This window comes from Polynucleobacter sp. GWA2_45_21, from assembly GCF_001830325.1.
Lineage (GTDB): Bacteria > Pseudomonadota > Gammaproteobacteria > Burkholderiales > Burkholderiaceae > Polynucleobacter.
This window is the reverse complement of sequence record NZ_MHZG01000011.1, coordinates 136,422-151,930: the sequence shown is the minus strand read 5'-3', so window position 1 is coordinate 151,930 and position 15,509 is coordinate 136,422. Positions and strand designations below refer to the sequence as shown.

Below are 15,509 nucleotides of genomic sequence, written 5' to 3'. Positions count from 1 at the left end.
TATTATGTCTTCAAAGCAACAAGCTCATGGTCGTAACGTCGTTGTCATCGGCACCCAATGGGGTGATGAGGGCAAAGGCAAACTAGTAGATTGGTTAACTGATCATGCTCAAGCAGTTGTACGTTTTCAGGGTGGACATAATGCTGGTCATACCTTGATCATTGGAGACAAGAAAACTATTCTGCGTTTGATTCCATCTGGAATCATGCATAAGAATGTGATTTGCTACATTGGCAATGGTGTAGTGCTTTCTCCAGAAGCGCTCTTTAAAGAAATCAGTGAGCTAGAGGGTGCTGGATTAGATGTGCAGTCTCGTTTAAAAATTTCTGAAGCAACGACATTGATCCTTCCATATCACGTAGCGATTGATCATGCTCGTGAGAAAAAGCGTGGTAACGCTAAGATTGGTACGACCGGTCGTGGAATCGGACCAGCTTACGAAGACAAAGTAGCTCGTCGCGCTTTACGAGTTCAAGATTTGTTTTACCCGGAAAAATTTGCAGCGCAATTGCGTGAGAACCTGGAATATCACAACTTCATGCTCACCAACTACTACGGCGCTGAACCAGTAGACTTCCAAAAGACTTTAGAAGAAGCCATGTCCTATGCCGAGCGCATTAAGCCCATGGTGGTTGATGTCTCTAGCGCTTTATATGCAGCAGAGCAGGCGGGTCAAAATTTATTGTTCGAAGGTGCGCAAGGTACTTTGCTTGATATTGATCATGGCACTTATCCGTATGTGACTTCAAGCAACTGCGTAGCAGGTAATGCAGCCGCTGGATCTGGCGTTGGCCCAGATTCATTGCAATACATCTTGGGTATTACTAAAGCCTATTGCACACGTGTTGGTGCTGGCCCATTCCCAAGCGAGTTGTATGATTTTGATAATCCAGCTAAGCAAGATCCTGTTGGTATTCGTTTGGCGGAAGTCGGTAAAGAGTTCGGCTCTGTTACTGGTCGCCCGCGCCGCACCGGTTGGTTAGACGCTGCCGCACTCAAGCGCTCAATTCAAATCAATGGTCTGTCTGGCCTATGTATCACCAAGTTAGATGTATTGGATGGCTTTGAGACTATTCGTCTGTGTGTTGGCTATACGCTTGATGGTCAAAAATTAGATGTATTGCCGCGCGGTGCTGAAGCCGTTGCGCGCTGTGAACCGATTTATGAGGATTTCCCAGGTTGGAAGGGAACTACTTTTGGTATTCGTGAATGGGACAAACTCCCAGTAGAGGCACAGAAGTTCCTGCGTCGTATCGAGGAAGTTGCAGGAAAGCCGATTGCTATGGTCTCAACAGGACCAGAACGTGATGAAACGATTCTTCTGCAACATCCATTCAAAGGTTAATAAGCTATTAGCAATTAACTTTTATATATTTAACTTACCTATTTGCTCCGGAGTTTATAGATGACTGCACGTACACAATGCAATAGCCTACAAGTGGCTACACCCTTATATCGCTTTATTGAAGATCAAGTTTTGCCTGGTACTGGTATTAAGAGTGCTGATTTTTGGAAGGGCTTTGACGAGATCGTTAAAGACCTCACTCCAAAAAATGACGCATTACTGGCAAAACGTGATCGCATACAGGTGGATTTAGATAAATGGCATCAGGCTAATCCTGGTCCAATTAAAGATATGCCCGCTTATCGCAAGCATCTTAAGGAAATTGGCTATCTAGATGAAGTGCCAGGAAAAGTTTTAGGCACTACCAAGAATGTTGATGATGAGCTAGCTCTCCAGGCTGGCCCACAATTGGTGGTTCCAGTCCTCAATGCACGTTACGCACTAAATGCCGCAAATGCGCGTTGGGGCTCTTTGTATGATGCGCTCTACGGTACTGACGTTATCTCTGAAGAAGATGGCGCTACTAAAGCAGGTGCTTACAACCCAATTCGTGGGGCTAAGGTCGTTGCTTTTGCTCGTCAATTCTTAGATCAAGCTGCACCGCTAGCCAAGGGATCCCATGCAGACGCTACTGCATACACTGTTGATGGCAATAAGTTAGTTGTTAGCCTTAAAGATGGCAGCAAAACAGGTCTTGCTGATGAAAAGCAATTTGTTGGCTATCGAGTCGATGCTGCTGCCCCTTCATCAGTGCTCCTGCGCAATAACGGTGTGCACATTGATATCGAAATCGATAAGACTAAAACGATTGGTGCAAGCGATGCTGCTGGCGTCAACGATGTTGTGCTCGAAGCCGCTCTTTCTACTATTTTGGACTTGGAAGATTCGATTGCTGCCGTTGATGGTGACGACAAAGTTGTTGCCTATGAAAACTGGTTAGGCATTCTCAAGGGCACCTTGGTTGAAGAAGTGAACAAAGGTGGAAAAACTTTTACTCGCACCCTCAATCCAGATCGCAAATACAAGGCTGGCATTGGTGCAGTTGATGCAAAAGATGGCGTAGTCACCTTGCATGGCCGTTCTTTATTATTCCTTCGTAACGTTGGTCACTTGATGACTAATCCAGCGATCATTACTGGCGATGGTAAAGAGATTTATGAAGGCATCTTGGATGCAGTAGTTACTGTACTAATTGCCTTGTACGACATCAATCGCCCAGCAACTCAAGCAATCGGCAATACCCGTAAAGGCTCTGTTTATATTGTTAAGCCAAAAATGCACAGCCCTGAAGAAGTTGCCTTTGCTGGCGAACTCTTTGGCCGTGTTGAGAAGTTACTTGGCTTACCTGCAGACACTGTGAAGCTTGGCATCATGGATGAAGAGCGTCGTATGAGCGCCAATATCAAGGCGGCAATTGCAGCTGCTGGTGCCCGCGTAGCCTTTATTAATACTGGCTTCTTAGACCGCACCGGTGACGAAATGCATACAGCAATGCATGCAGGCCCAATGATGCGTAAGGGTGATATGAAGACCAGTAAGTGGTTGTCTGCTTATGAGCGTCGTAACGTTCTGGCTGGTTTAGATTGCGGCTTGCGTGGTCGCGCTCAAATTGGTAAAGGTATGTGGGCAATGCCAGACCTGATGAAGGCGATGGTTGAGCAAAAGATTGTTCATCCAAAGGCGGGTGCAAACACTGCTTGGGTACCTTCACCTACCGCAGCAACATTGCATGCCTTGCACTACCATCAGGTCAACGTAGCGCAATTGCAAAAAGAGATGGAGCAGTTAGATACAGCTGCCGAAGCTGAGGCATTGATCAATGATTTATTGACGATTCCGGTAGTAGAAAAAGCCAACTGGTCTAAAGAAGAGATTCAGCAAGAATTGGATAACAATTGCCAAGGTATCTTAGGTTATGTGGTGCGTTGGATTGACCAAGGTGTTGGTTGTTCTAAAGTGCCGGATATTCACAACGTTGGCTTGATGGAAGATCGTGCAACATTGCGTATTTCTAGTCAGCATATCGCCAACTGGTTATTGCATGGCATTGTCACTGAAGCTCAAGTAAATGAGACTTTGCAGCGTATGGCTAAAGTAGTTGACGGCCAAAATGCTGGTGATCCTTTGTATCAGCCGATGATGCCAAATTACAAAGACTCTTATGCCTATAAAGCAGCAAGCGATCTCATTTTCAAAGGTCTAGAGCAGCCCAACGGCTACACGGAGCCTTTGCTTCATGCATGGCGCTTAGAAGTGAAGAAGGCTCACGCTTAAATCTTCATTTTTTGCCTCAAATAGAAATGGATTTGTCGCAAGGCAAGTCCATTTTTCTTTTACTCAATGCTTATTTAAGGCCTCAGCCATCCCATGTTTAGTTTTTTAAATCCCTTTGCCAAACTGGCCACTACTCGTGGGCAAGCACTGGGCTTTGAATTTAATGATGGGGGCAGGGAAGCGGCAGGCTTTAAGGGTGGAGCTGGAGACTGCGTTGTGCGCGCCATCGCGATTGCAGCAGAATTGCCATATATGCAGGTCTATGAAGATCTTCGTATTGCCAATGCAGCCTATGCGGAACTCCGAAATGATAAGTTGGCTAGAAGGCTTGCCGAGAAGGGTTCTTCACCACGCAACGGCAATCATCGCAATGTCTTTCATGACTATATTCTGGGTCATGGCTTTGATTGGGTTCCGACGATGAAGATTGGGGCTGGCTGCCAGGTTCATTTATTGGCTAGCGAGCTGCCTGAAGGTAGATTAATTGTGAAGGTTTCCAAGCACTTAAGCGCTGTAGTTGATGGAATAATTCAAGATACGCACAACCCCTCGCGAGGTGGTTCGCGCTGTGTTTATGGTTATTACATTAAACGCTAATCACTTGGGCTGGAAAAGAAAAAGCCCCTGAAAATTCAGAGGCGTATTTCTCAAAAATGACCAAAAATGGTCAAAAAACAGGCTAAATCAGTAATAAATTACCAATTTCCGCTAGTTTTACGTGTTTTGTATTCCATTGCTTTAGCTTCGACAAATGCGGCTGCCAATATGGCAAAGAAGTTCTTAACTGCCACTAAAGGCTTCAAACTAAAGGTGGGTGCTTGATGAAACTGTACTGATTTTGCATGCGCCATGGTGAGCTCCTTAAGGGTTAACCCTAATGATACACCCGATCTTCCTGCATTGCAGCAATTAATTCAAAATATTTAGTACGAGCTGGTATGACGGTACTTTTGGTCCCAGGCATTTTTATAGGCGGTAGTCATGCCAATCATGATTGAAGTAGTCCACGCCAATGAAAATAGGCCGCTGAGCGAAATGAAGAAGGCAAAGGTTTTCCAGCCATTAATCAAGGTATCAGACTCAAAACCCACAGTTGTATAGCAGCTGCCTGCCAGGAGGATTGCGGCAAGGGGGGTTGCCATGATTCCAAGGAAAAGAATGAAGACCGCCCAAAAGAGAATTTCTAACAAGTGAATTAAGGCAAGAAATACGAAGGTTGCATAGAAATGAAAGAAAACCCGGTTGTATTGATGTACAGCTAGATTTTGGCGAGTGAGCCGCTCAAAGCGCATATAGACATGGTTAATGGCGCTGCCATGGAATATCAGTATGACAATCAGACAAGCGATTCCCCAGACAGTATCCCGAGCTAGTAGTGCAAAAGGAAAATCTATTAGGGCGGTGATAGTGTTGTTCATGGGGCTTATATTAAGTGGGCTCAGGCATTGATTTCTTGGTGGGTTGATAATGGCACATCTCTAATTTCATGTAAAGAAACCCCTTTGGTCGAGCATCGTATGCCAGGCGGAAAAAAGAAAGAGCAATTTTTCTTATTCTCTCTGGCCGGAATTCAGTTCACACATATCCTGGACTTCATGATCATGATGCCTTTGGGTCCTGAATTCATTCGAGAACTCAATATCAATACACATGAGTTCGGCCTACTGCTCTCTTCATATACTTTTGCAGCAGCCATTGCCGGCATTTTTGCTACCTACTTTGTAGATCGTTTTGAAAGACGAGTTCTACTTCTGAGTTTGTATGCCTGCTTCATTATTGCTACCTTGGTTTGCGGCTTAGCTCCCGATTACCATTCACTCTTTATTGCTCGAGCATTTGCAGGGGCTTTTGGTGGCATCCTAGGCTCATTGGTTCAAACAATCGTCGCCGATTCAATTCCATTTGAGCGGAGAGGAAGGGCATTGGGTACTGTGATGTCAGCATTCTCAATTTCCACAGTAGCTGGAGTTCCCCTAAGTTTATTTCTAGCCAACAACATCCCATACTTAGGTTGGCGTGCACCATTTATCTTTATTGCTTTGATATCAGGCCTGATTTTGTACGTGGGCTATCTCAATATTCCTAAGATCACTGGACATCTTGGTCAGACCCATGAGGGAAGTCGCCTGAGTCAAATCTGGAATATCTTCTTTGCTCATCAACACTTGCGTGCATTTGTCTTTATGGCTCTGATTATGTTGACTGGATTTTCTGTTATTCCTTATATTGCACTCTATTTAACTTCGAACGTTGGTATTGATAACTCCTACATTTCATTGATATACCTTTGCGGCGGTATTGCGACACTGATGAGTTCTCGGGTAATTGGTCATATGGCTGACCGTTACGGTAAGGTCAAGGTATTCAGAGTGCTTGCTGTGATTAGCTTAATTCCTTTGGTGGTAACAACTAACCTCATGCCGGTACCACTTTGGGTAGTGTTGATTAACTCCACCGCCTTTTTTGTTCTCGTTTCTGGACGCATGATTCCGGCGATGGCCATTGTGAGTCAAGTGGTCGAAGCCAAAGTCCGCGGTACCTTCATGAGTCTCGTGGGTTCGGTACAGATGCTGGCATCTGGGCTAGCCTCGGTTATTGCGGGTATGGTCGTCACTATTGGGGTTGATGGGAAGATGGAGCATTACAACCTTGTTGGCTATGGAGCAGCTCTGTGCGGCTTGCTTACCTTTTGCTTAGTGGGATATATTCATACTGATAAGCAGGCGAAATAAGCCTAATTCATTTTTAAAAGAGAGATTGGAGATAGTCATGATTACATTTCAAAGACCTGACGGCGCTTCAGTGGGAGGCTATTTAGTTGAGCCCGACAATCCAAAAAATGCTCCTGGCATAGTGGTGATTCAGGAGTGGTGGGGCTTGGATGATGAAATTAAAAATGTCGCCAATCGTTTGGCGAAAGCAGGTTACCGTGCCTTGGTGCCAGATCTTTATCGAGGCAAGTTGGCTTTAGAGGCAAATGAGGCAGAGCACCTCATGAATGATTTGAATTTTGGTGATGCGGCTAGTCAAGACGTCCGCGGTGCCGTTCAATATCTCAAGGCAACTGGTAGCGCCAAAGTAGCTGTTACAGGTTTTTGTATGGGCGGAGCTCTCACAGTATTGTCTGCTGGGCTCGTTCCAGAATGTGATGGCACCGTAGTTTGGTATGGCTATCCGCCACTCGAGTATGTTGATGCGTCAGCCATCAAAAACCCCATGCTAGGGCACTGGGCGCTTCACGATGAATTTTTCTCGATTGCCGGCGTTGATCAACTTGAAGAAAAGCTCAAAGCTGCTGGAGCTAAATATGATTTCCAGCGTTATGACGCTAAGCATGCCTTTGCTAATCCTAAGTCAGACTCCAGACATCTGCCACCTTTGCAATACAACTCTGCTGCTGCGGATTTGGCATGGGAGCGCACGATGACCTTCTTAGGAAGTGCGCTTGGTAATTAATTAGCCACTCATCATCTTTACTGAATAACTCATCTCAATTTTTTATTGCCCATGCATCTTTTTGCCGAAAACCTCGCTGTTGAAATTTCTTCCTATTATCGAAATCTTGCTCTAGCTCATGGTGTCATCCCTAAGGTTTTTACTTTAGTGAATGGTTCGGGCGATCAATATCTCTTTTTTATTGATGATCTACGCATGGAGAAGGCCGAGGAAGATCAGTTCTTGGCTTATATCGTGCAAGAGCATGAGGCGGTTTGTTACGCGCGAGGAACTCTAGTGATTCTGGATCAATCTCAGCAGTTGATCGAGTTTGCGGTAATCGACCAAGATGACGATGAGGCTATAGTCTGCTCCGCCCAATTAACGCGCGACATTGACGATAAGCCGGTTGGACTTAGTGAATTTGAAAAGACCCTGGCACCCAAAAAGACGATCTTTTTTAGCGACCTCTTTAATCCAATCAAGTTATCAGAGGATAGGGCGGAGGAGTTTGAAAGTCTTTGGGAGGAAATGAAACCCAAGATTCTGCATCGAACCATGGGCATTTGATCGCCTATTGAAAAGAGGCTGTTTAGTCCCCATATAGGTCTTTGTAGGTGTATTTGGTGCCCAGGAAGGGACTCGAACCCCCACAACCTTACGATCGCCAGCACCTGAAGCTGGTGCGTCTACCAATTTCGCCACCTGGGCATGCCGTTATTATAAAGGTATGCGCCTTTTGGCCCACTTTCTAACCCCTTTTGGCTTTTTCCCTTCAGACTTAGTGGTTTGATACAGTAGCCTAAGCAAGAATAATCATTGATATATAAGGCATGGATTGCCGAAGGAATTAAATGCGTAAAGCAAAAAACTTGGTGCCACGAGAGGCTGACCGTTTAGGTACAGTCCAAGGTCACCGAGATGGATTTGGATTTGTCATCCCGGATGACGGTGGTGAAGATATTTTTCTTTCTGAAAGAGAAATGTCCCGCGTCATGCACGGCGATAGAGTCAACGTCAGAGTATTAGGAACAGATCGTCGTGGTCGACCAGAGGGTCAGATCGTCGATATGATTTTGCACGCCAATAAAGTAGTGATCGGACGCCTCTTAAATGAGAATGGTGTGTTGATTGTTGCGCCGGAAGATAAACGTATCGGCCACGATATTTTGATTCCGCCAAAAGGTCAGGGTAATGCTAAATTAGGCCAAGTAGTCAGCGTTGAGATCATCGACTATCCAGATAGCTATCGTCAGGCCGTTGGTCGTGTTGTTGAGGTGCTGGGCGAGATCGATGATCCTGGCATGGAAATTGAAATCGCTGTTCGCAAGTATGGGGTTCCTCATGAATTTTCAGCGGCTGTTAAAAAAGAAGCGGCCGCCTTGCCCGATACAGTTCAGCAATCTGATCTTGAAGGCCGTGTTGATCTGCGTGATGTCCCTTTAGTTACCATCGATGGTGCTGATGCTCGTGACTTTGATGATGCGGTGTACTGCGAGCCAGTCATGTATGGCAAGAGTAAGGCTTGGCGCCTGATTGTTGCCATTGCTGACGTATCCCATTACGTCAAGCCGGGCCAGCCTTTGGATGATGAAGGTCTCCTGCGCGCAACCTCAGTGTATTTCCCAAGACGTGTGATACCCATGTTGCCGGAGAAGATCTCTAATGGCCTTTGCTCTTTGAATCCTGGTGTTGATCGACTTTGTATGGTGTGTGACTCCGTTGTGGATAACAACGGGGTAGTGTTGGCTTATCAGTTCTATCCAGCGGTGATGCATTCTGCTCAACGTTTCACATACGATACGGTGTGGGAGATTCTTTCGAATAGCAAAGGTCCTGAGGCAACACGTTTTGCTGAGTTCAGGCCTTTACTGACCAATCTCTATTCCCTATACAAAATTCTATTAGACGCACGTCAAAAACGTGGCGCTATCGAATTTGAAACTACTGAAACTCAAATTATCAGTAACGAGCTTGGCAAGATCCTGCGTATTGAGCCACGCTTGCGTAATGATGCGCATCGCTTAATTGAAGAGTGCATGTTGACGGCTAACGTGTGTGCTGCTGACTTTATTGATCAGAACAAGCATCTCAGCTTGTATCGTGTTCACGGCGAGCCCTCTGAAGAAAAATTAGTTACCTTGCGCCAAGTATTACGTACCTCAGGCTTGTCATTGGGTGGTGGTGAAAAGCCAAAACCAAAAGACTATGCCAAGCTCATGCGTGAAATCAAAGAGCGTCCTGATGCCAATATGCTTCAGTCCGTTGTTTTGCGCTCTATGCAACAGGCAATGTATCAGCCGGATAACGAAGGCCACTTTGGACTTGCCTATCCTGCCTATTCTCATTTCACTAGCCCGATTCGACGCTATCCCGATCTATTGACCCATCGAGTTATTAAAGCGATTCTGGCCAAGAAACCTTATACGCCGGTATTGCCACCTACGGTTCCACTCAACTTAACTTTGCCGCGCAAAGGTAAGGGTCGTGAGAATGCGGTGAATGCCAAGAAGTCTCATAGCGACGCCAAGGAAGCTGCCGCTAAAGGTACGCGCTTACCCAAATTACCAAAGGGTGCCAATGCTGCTTTGCCTATTTGGGGTCAACTGGGTGTGCATTGCTCCTCTAATGAACGTCGTGCCGATGAGGCATCTCGTGATGTAGACGCATGGCTGAAGTGTTATTACATGCGGGATCATTTGGGCCAGGAGTATGCGGGCACAGTTACTAGTGTAGCTTCATTTGGTTTATTTGTACAGTTAGAAAACCTCTTTGTTGAGGGCATGATTCATGTCACAGAATTGGGTGGCGATTACTTCCAGTATGACGAAGCCCGACAAGAGTTGCGTGGCGAAAGAACCGGTATTCGTTATCGTTTAGGCGATCGTGTACATGTATTAGTGAGCCGCGTTGATCTAGACGCTCGTAAGATTGAATTTAGTCTCGTCAAGTCCGTTGGCTTGGAACCAGGCGGAACTACGAATCGCCGTCAAATTATTTTGGCTAGCGACACTGGCAGACCCAATAAAAAGGCTGCCCCAAAAAAAGGTCGCCCTGGTAGTAAAGAGCCGCAGAAGCACTCCGGCATCAACGTCAATGCCGCTAAGTCTGCTGGCAATCTTGGGGCCAATCAATCAAAGAATCAAGCTGGGCGAACTGCAAGTAAGGTCGCTAAGTCTGGCAAGCCTGGAAAGTCCTCTAGACCGACTGGCAAACCGGCTGGTACAAAGCCACCCGTTCGCAGCACTAAAGCGCGTCGTAAATAATGAGCAATACAGAATCGAGATAAGTAAAGATGAAGCAAATATTGGTAGGTTTTCATGCAGTACAAGCGCGCTTACGAGTGGATGCGGCAAGTCTGAAGTCAGTTTATTTTGATCCGAGTCGTCGTGATCGCCGAATGGGTGACTTTCTCAAGCAGGCCGAAGAGATCTTAGGCGAAAGATTGCATGCCGCTGATGCTGAGCGCCTTCATAAGCTCGCAGGCCATGATCGCCATCAAGGCGTAGTAGCTTTGGCGGAAAAGATGACGATTGCCCGCACTATTACCGAAGTGGTAGAGGACGCTGAAAGCAATCAAAGCAAAGTGATGTTCTTGGTATTGGATGGTGTTACTGACCCTCATAACTTCGGTGCATGCTTGCGTGTGGCTGATGGTGCCGGTGTTGATGCGGTAGTCATCCCTAAGGATCGTTCAGCTTCAATCAATGCGACTGTGAGCAAGGTATCCAGTGGTGCTTCCGAAGTGATGCCCGTGATTACCGTTACTAACTTAGTTCGTAGCATGAAAGAAATGCAAGAGGCTGGTGTTTGGCTAATTGGTACAGACGACGAAGCTGAAAAATCAATTTATGACCTCGATCTCACTGGCCCTATTGGCATTGTCATGGGTGCGGAGGGTGAGGGCATGCGCCGCTTAACTCGTGAGACTTGTGATGAGTTGGTGCGTATTCCAATGAAGGGTGTAGTCGAGAGTTTGAATGTTTCTGTAGCCAGTGGCGTATGCTTGTATGAAGCACTAAGACAGCGTTTAGCTAAAGAAGTTAAATAATACGTATCCCTTCATCCACTCAGGAGGCTTCTATGAAATGCAATATCGGACATACTGACCGCGTTCTTCGAATGACCATTGGCGTCACCTTGATGGGTCTTGCAGGTTTTGGAATTACTGGCCCATGGGCTTGGATCGGCATCATCCCCTTGCTGACTGGGATGATTGGAAATTGTCCTGCCTATAGTATTTTGGGTATCAGTACCGCTAAGAAGTAATCAGCAATGCTTTAAGCAAGCAGTTGTTGCACAAACTGCTCTAGCTGCGCTGGAGGCAGTGCGCCGCTAATACGGTGAACTTCTTTACCATTCCTAAATCCTGCTAGCGTTGGTATCGAGCGGATATTCCACTGGGATCCGAGTAATTGTTCTGCTTCGGTATTCACTTTCACAAACAGAACTTGATTTGCGTGGCTGATAGCACTTGCCTGAAAAGTTGGTCCAAACATCTTGCATGGCCCGCACCAGGGTGCCCAAAAATCCACCATTACCGGCATTGTTGATTGAGTCACTAGTTCGCTAAAGTTTGCGGCAGTCGCATTGATGGGGAGAGAAAGAAGCTCCTGTTTGCAGGCGCCACAAACTGGAGTCTGATTGAGTTTTTCAGCGGGAACACGATTGCCTTTATGGCAATGCGGACAATGAATGATCATTTTGACTCCTTAGTGACTTAGCTTAGAACTTATCTGCTTAATAAGGTCTCTAGTTTCTCGGTATCGATACAGAAATTGCGTATGCCTTCTGCGAGCTTTTCTGTGGTCATAGCATCATTATTCAACTGCAATCTAAAGTGAGGTTCATCTAACTTAAGGGCTGAGATATTTTCGCTGGCAAGCGCGCTTGCTGCATTGCTGGAATTAAGCTTCTTCTCAACTACTGTCGTGCTGTTCTGAAGATCACCCAAAAGCTCTGGACTAATAGTGAGTAAGTCGCATCCAGCCAGCTCTAATATTTGGCTGGTGTTGCGAAAGCTCGCTCCCATAATTTCGGTGGCAATACCAAAGTGCTTGTAATAGTGGAATATGCGCTTGACGGAGGTAACGCCAGGGTCATTTGCACCACCATTATTGACATCGTTCCAATTGCTGCCAAGTTTGGCTTTGTACCAATCGGTGATGCGTCCCACAAAGGGTGAAATTAATTTCGCATTGACTGCGCCGCAGGCTGCAGCTTGCACCAAAGAGAAAAGCAGCGTCATATTGCAATGAATGCCTTCCGCCTCTAACGCTTTGGCTGCTTGAATACCTTCCCAAGTGCCGGCTAATTTAATCAAGATGCGCTTGCGATCAACCCCATGAGACTCATACAGGGCGATGAGGTGTTTTGCTTTGTGAATGGTTGCCTGAGTATCAAAAGACAGGCGGGCATCGACTTCGGTCGAAACCCGACCTGGGACGATTTTCAAAATCTCAAGGCCAAAAGCCACCAGGATATGGTCAACCAAATCGACTGGTTTCATGCCAGGATGGGCTGATTTGACCTGGTTTACCAAGGCCTGATAGTTAGCTTGCTGTGCAGCCTTCAGTATCAGAGATGGATTAGTAGTCGCATCCTGAGGCTGATATTCCTGCATGCGCTCAAAGTCGCCGGTATCGGCTACGACGGTAGTCAGTTGCTTGAGTTGGCTCAGCGCGGTAAGGGAGGAAGTCATGAGGATCTTGAATGCTCTTATTTAATTAATCAGTAAAACAGATTGAATATCATATGATAGATGCATAAATAAGGCTGTTCCAGTTTAGATAAGGATATCGGGCAAGATCATGAATCAAGATCAACTAAAGCAATTAGTGGGTGAGGCGGCGCGGGATGAGGTGCTAAAGCTGCCTGCTGGTCAGATCCTGGGTATTGGAACTGGATCAACCGCTAACTGCTTTATTGATGCTTTGGCACCCCATAAGGATCATTTTGCCGGAACAGTATCGAGCTCTAATGCTACAACTGAGCGCTTGTTAAAGCACGGCTTTAAGGTCTTGGATCCGAATGAGGTGGATCAACTGCCCGCTTATGTCGATGGTGCTGATGAAATTGATCCTTCTGGTCACATGATTAAGGGTGGAGGCGGAGCTCTCACTCGCGAAAAGATTATTGCCTCGATGGCAAAGCAATTCATCTGCATTTGTGACTCGTCAAAACAGGTTCCCGTTTTAGGCGGTTTTGCCTTGCCAGTCGAGATCATCCCTTTGTCTAAAGGAATTGTTGCTCGGGAGTTGGCTAAGTTGGGTGGAGCCGTAACGCTCAGGATGGCTAAAGATACTCGTGCCGACTTGGGACAGACGCCAAGCCAGCCTTTTGTCACAGATAACGGCGGGTGGATTCTGGATGTAGCAGGCCTGAAGATTGCAGATCCAATTGCACTTGAGGCACAAATCAATCAAATCGCTGGTGTGATCACTGTTGGCCTATTTGCAAAAGAGAAGGCGGATATTTTGCTTGTGAGCAATGCTTCTGGCGTGAGCAGAATCACTTTCTAAATTAAAAAAACCCGACGGGGCAGCGAGCTGATCCATCGGGTTTGTTTGCCATGACTCATCATGGCGCAGGCAAAGGGAAGAGATTTAGTTCCCAAAGCCCATAAGCACATAGATATGCTTACAAGTAGTGGCTTTCGCCAATGTAACCAATCACAATATCTGACCGACTACGCTTCAATCCTATGCCTCTGGATTTGACTCGTCAAGAGATACTTAAAAAAATTACTCAGCAGGCGGTACATAGCCCTGAGCTGTGTCTGCACCACCTTCAAAGAAGTATTTCTCAACTTGCTTTAGTAGGTATTGGCGAGCACGAGGATCAGCCATATTCAGGCGATTCTCATTGATCAACATGGTTTGTTGCTTTAACCAGGCAGCCCAAGCTTCTTTAGAGACTTGATTCCAAATCTTCTTACCCAGCTCGCCTGGCAGTGGAGCAAAGTCCATACCTTCAGCTTCTTTATTGAGTTTGATGCATTGAACCATGCGTGCCATTTGTAATGCCTTTCAAATACGGTGTACTAAATACAAATAATGAAAAATAACTATAAAAGCTTATAGATCTTTGGTGAGAACCATGGATTTGCGATCCCAGTTATAGATCTGCTTTCTTTCTTCAGGAAGATCGTCAACAGAGGCGCGCTTAAATCCGCGCTTTAAAAACCAGTGCTCTGTTCTGGTGGTTAAAACGAACAATTTTTTTATGCCTTCCCGCTTTGCCCGCATCTCAACGCGCTTGAGTAAACGCTCTCCGTCGCCGGAGCCCTGAACACCAGGATCTACTGCGAGACAAGCAAGTTCACCAACACCATTAGGGAAGGGGAAGAGGGCTGCACAACCAAAGAGAACGCGATCATGCTCGATAACAGAGAAACGCTGAATATCACGCTCAATCACATCTTGTCCACGGGCAGCCAAAATGCCTTCTTCTTCGAGTGGGCTAGTGAGCTGCAAGATGCCGCCAACGTCATCCTGATTCGCTTCGCGTAAATTCTCAATATCTGATGAGGCCAACATCATGCCGATACCGTCATGGGTAAAGAGCTCTTCCAAGAGTGCGCCATCTTGATTGCACGGTAAGAAGTGCACGCGGCTCACGCCAGCACGAATGGCTCTACCAGAGATGTTGAGTAAGCTCTTCATGCCTAGATCAAGCTCGGGATGCTGGGTTATATATTCATGTAGCTGGGGCATCGAGAGCTCGGTAATGTAATCACCTTCTTCATCTTTAAGGCCGGTGTAGGGGCTGAGGAAAATTAACTTATCCGCTTTGAGTGCAGCAGCAGTCGACGCAGCAACATCTTCAAAGGCAAGATTAAATGCTTGCCCTGTCGGCGAGAAGCCTAGCGGTGAGAGCAAGACAATTTTGTTGCTATCGAGCGAGAGCTTAATGGAGGTGGAGTCCACCTTACGCACCAAGCCAGTATGAATGTAATCAATACCTTCAACCACGCCTACAGGCATTGCTGTGATAAAGTTACCCGAGATCACTGAAATACGTGAGCCTGCCATCGGGGTATTTGGTAAGCCGCGACTAAATGCTGCTTCGATGTCGAGGCGTAATTCACCAGCAGCTTCTTTAACGCATTCCAAGGCTGCGGCATCGGTGATCCGATAACTGTGCATTGTGCTTTTGCCAAACTGACTCTTGATATTGCGGAGCATGAGTTGCTCTTCAATTTGAGGGCGGATACCGTGAACTAGAACAATGCGCATCCCCATGGCATGCAACATGGCGATATCTTCGATGAGGTTCTCGAGGCCGATTTCTTGGACAAGTTCACCAGCAAAGGCAATAACAAAGGTCTTCTCGCGGAAGCTATGGATATAGGGCGCAACATCACGCAGCCATCCTACAAAAGGAAAGTTGGAGCTTGATTCTTCGGCGTTTGAGCCGGGGTTTGGTGCATTTGTTGGCATAGTGAGAAAATTAT

At 46.4% G+C, this 15,509-nt stretch carries 16 protein-coding genes and 1 tRNA gene; 10 read left to right on the top strand and 7 right to left on the bottom strand.

Going from position 1 to position 15,509, the window contains the following annotated elements; genetic code table 11:
• The first annotated feature begins 4 nt into the window (after positions 1–4).
• The 3 genes from A2X74_RS08900 (at position 5) to A2X74_RS08890 (ending at position 4,216) form a co-directional block, all read left to right on the top strand.
• Positions 5–1,345, top strand: coding sequence for an adenylosuccinate synthase (locus A2X74_RS08900; protein ID WP_293626837.1), 1,341 nt, complete (start codon positions 5–7; stop codon positions 1,343–1,345).
• Positions 1,346–1,405: 60 nt separating this feature from the next.
• On the top strand, positions 1,406–3,619 hold the full coding sequence (locus A2X74_RS08895) for a malate synthase G (protein WP_293626839.1): 2,214 nt from the start codon (positions 1,406–1,408) through the stop codon (positions 3,617–3,619).
• Positions 3,620–3,712: 93 nt separating this feature from the next.
• Positions 3,713–4,216 carry a hypothetical protein gene (locus A2X74_RS08890; RefSeq protein ID WP_293626841.1) on the top strand — a complete coding sequence of 168 codons (504 nt, stop codon included), beginning with the start codon at positions 3,713–3,715 and terminating at the stop codon, positions 4,214–4,216.
• 98 nt (positions 4,217–4,314) lie between these two features.
• Here A2X74_RS08890 and A2X74_RS08885 read toward each other — a convergent pair whose 3' ends face one another.
• Both A2X74_RS08885 and A2X74_RS08880 read right to left on the bottom strand, forming a co-directional pair.
• Complete coding sequence (locus A2X74_RS08885; RefSeq protein WP_293626843.1) at positions 4,315–4,470, bottom strand: hypothetical protein; 156 nt, start codon at positions 4,468–4,470, stop codon at positions 4,315–4,317.
• Between the two features lie 72 nt (positions 4,471–4,542).
• Positions 4,543–5,037 carry a hypothetical protein gene (locus tag A2X74_RS08880; protein WP_293626845.1) on the bottom strand — a complete coding sequence of 165 codons (495 nt, stop codon included), beginning with the start codon at positions 5,035–5,037 and terminating at the stop codon, positions 4,543–4,545.
• Between the two features lie 99 nt (positions 5,038–5,136).
• Here A2X74_RS08880 and A2X74_RS08875 point away from each other — a divergent pair, with 99 nt between their 5' ends.
• Genes A2X74_RS08875 through A2X74_RS08865 form a run of 3 tightly spaced genes read left to right on the top strand, consistent with a single transcriptional unit; the run spans position 5,137 to position 7,624 of the window.
• The gene (locus A2X74_RS08875; RefSeq protein ID WP_299765343.1) at positions 5,137–6,351 is read left to right on the top strand and encodes an MFS transporter; all 1,215 of its coding nucleotides are present in this window, start codon (positions 5,137–5,139) and stop codon (positions 6,349–6,351) included.
• Between the two features lie 37 nt (positions 6,352–6,388).
• Positions 6,389–7,075 (top strand): dienelactone hydrolase family protein, encoded by a 687-nt coding sequence (locus A2X74_RS08870; protein ID WP_293626849.1) that lies wholly within the window; start codon positions 6,389–6,391, stop codon positions 7,073–7,075.
• 51 nt (positions 7,076–7,126) lie between these two features.
• Positions 7,127–7,624, top strand: coding sequence for a hypothetical protein (locus A2X74_RS08865; RefSeq protein ID WP_293626851.1), 498 nt, complete (start codon positions 7,127–7,129; stop codon positions 7,622–7,624).
• 54 nt (positions 7,625–7,678) lie between these two features.
• Here the strand turns inward: A2X74_RS08865 and A2X74_RS08860 are convergent.
• Positions 7,679–7,765, bottom strand: a tRNA-Leu gene (locus A2X74_RS08860).
• Between the two features lie 143 nt (positions 7,766–7,908).
• Here A2X74_RS08860 and rnr point away from each other — a divergent pair.
• Genes rnr through A2X74_RS08845 form a run of 3 tightly spaced genes read left to right on the top strand, consistent with a single transcriptional unit; the run spans position 7,909 to position 11,323 of the window.
• Complete coding sequence (gene rnr / locus A2X74_RS08855; RefSeq protein WP_293626853.1) at positions 7,909–10,320, top strand: ribonuclease R; 2,412 nt, start codon at positions 7,909–7,911, stop codon at positions 10,318–10,320.
• A gap of 29 nt (positions 10,321–10,349) precedes the next feature.
• Positions 10,350–11,105, top strand: a complete 756-nt coding sequence (rlmB, locus tag A2X74_RS08850; protein ID WP_293626855.1) for a 23S rRNA (guanosine(2251)-2'-O)-methyltransferase RlmB — start codon at positions 10,350–10,352, stop codon at positions 11,103–11,105.
• A 32-nt stretch (positions 11,106–11,137) separates the two neighbouring features.
• Positions 11,138–11,323 carry a DUF2892 domain-containing protein gene (locus A2X74_RS08845; protein WP_293626857.1) on the top strand — a complete coding sequence of 62 codons (186 nt, stop codon included), beginning with the start codon at positions 11,138–11,140 and terminating at the stop codon, positions 11,321–11,323.
• Between the two features lie 11 nt (positions 11,324–11,334).
• Here the strand turns inward: A2X74_RS08845 and trxC are convergent, their stop codons facing one another.
• Positions 11,335–11,757, bottom strand: coding sequence for a thioredoxin TrxC (gene trxC, locus A2X74_RS08840; RefSeq protein ID WP_293626859.1), 423 nt, complete (start codon positions 11,755–11,757; stop codon positions 11,335–11,337).
• Positions 11,758–11,786: 29 nt separating this feature from the next.
• Positions 11,787–12,755: a transaldolase gene (gene tal / locus A2X74_RS08835; RefSeq protein WP_293626861.1), complete on the bottom strand. Its 969-nt coding sequence runs from the start codon at positions 12,753–12,755 to the stop codon at positions 11,787–11,789.
• Positions 12,756–12,864: 109 nt separating this feature from the next.
• Here tal and rpiA point away from each other — a divergent pair, with 109 nt between their 5' ends.
• Entirely contained in the window at positions 12,865–13,575 is a 711-nt protein-coding gene (gene rpiA / locus A2X74_RS08830; protein ID WP_293626863.1) for a ribose-5-phosphate isomerase RpiA, read from the top strand.
• A 222-nt stretch (positions 13,576–13,797) separates the two neighbouring features.
• Here the strand turns inward: rpiA and A2X74_RS08825 are convergent, their stop codons facing one another.
• Both A2X74_RS08825 and argA read right to left on the bottom strand, forming a co-directional pair.
• Positions 13,798–14,070 carry an oxidative damage protection protein gene (locus A2X74_RS08825; protein WP_293626865.1) on the bottom strand — a complete coding sequence of 91 codons (273 nt, stop codon included), beginning with the start codon at positions 14,068–14,070 and terminating at the stop codon, positions 13,798–13,800.
• A 60-nt stretch (positions 14,071–14,130) separates the two neighbouring features.
• The gene (gene argA, locus A2X74_RS08820; protein ID WP_293626867.1) at positions 14,131–15,495 is read right to left on the bottom strand and encodes an amino-acid N-acetyltransferase; all 1,365 of its coding nucleotides are present in this window, start codon (positions 15,493–15,495) and stop codon (positions 14,131–14,133) included.
• Positions 15,496–15,509: the final 14 nt, after the last annotated feature.

Excerpts from the sequence above, each read along its gene's own strand:
- A2X74_RS08900 (WP_293626837.1), top strand. The coding sequence starts at position 5 with ATGTCTTCAAAGCAACAAGCTCATGGTCGTAACGTCGTTGTCATCGGC.
- A2X74_RS08895 (WP_293626839.1), top strand. The coding sequence starts at position 1,406 with ATGACTGCACGTACACAATGCAATAGCCTACAAGTGGCTACACCCTTA.
- A2X74_RS08890 (WP_293626841.1), top strand. The coding sequence starts at position 3,713 with ATGTTTAGTTTTTTAAATCCCTTTGCCAAACTGGCCACTACTCGTGGG.
- A2X74_RS08885 (WP_293626843.1), bottom strand. The coding sequence starts at position 4,470 with ATGGCGCATGCAAAATCAGTACAGTTTCATCAAGCACCCACCTTTAGT.
- A2X74_RS08880 (WP_293626845.1), bottom strand. The coding sequence starts at position 5,037 with ATGAACAACACTATCACCGCCCTAATAGATTTTCCTTTTGCACTACTA.
- A2X74_RS08875 (WP_299765343.1), top strand. The coding sequence starts at position 5,137 with ATGCCAGGCGGAAAAAAGAAAGAGCAATTTTTCTTATTCTCTCTGGCC.
- A2X74_RS08870 (WP_293626849.1), top strand. The coding sequence starts at position 6,389 with ATGATTACATTTCAAAGACCTGACGGCGCTTCAGTGGGAGGCTATTTA.
- A2X74_RS08865 (WP_293626851.1), top strand. The coding sequence starts at position 7,127 with ATGCATCTTTTTGCCGAAAACCTCGCTGTTGAAATTTCTTCCTATTAT.
- rnr (WP_293626853.1), top strand. The coding sequence starts at position 7,909 with ATGCGTAAAGCAAAAAACTTGGTGCCACGAGAGGCTGACCGTTTAGGT.
- rlmB (WP_293626855.1), top strand. The coding sequence starts at position 10,350 with ATGAAGCAAATATTGGTAGGTTTTCATGCAGTACAAGCGCGCTTACGA.
- A2X74_RS08845 (WP_293626857.1), top strand. The coding sequence starts at position 11,138 with ATGAAATGCAATATCGGACATACTGACCGCGTTCTTCGAATGACCATT.
- trxC (WP_293626859.1), bottom strand. The coding sequence starts at position 11,757 with ATGATCATTCATTGTCCGCATTGCCATAAAGGCAATCGTGTTCCCGCT.
- tal (WP_293626861.1), bottom strand. The coding sequence starts at position 12,755 with ATGACTTCCTCCCTTACCGCGCTGAGCCAACTCAAGCAACTGACTACC.
- rpiA (WP_293626863.1), top strand. The coding sequence starts at position 12,865 with ATGAATCAAGATCAACTAAAGCAATTAGTGGGTGAGGCGGCGCGGGAT.
- A2X74_RS08825 (WP_293626865.1), bottom strand. The coding sequence starts at position 14,070 with ATGGCACGCATGGTTCAATGCATCAAACTCAATAAAGAAGCTGAAGGT.
- argA (WP_293626867.1), bottom strand. The coding sequence starts at position 15,495 with ATGCCAACAAATGCACCAAACCCCGGCTCAAACGCCGAAGAATCAAGC.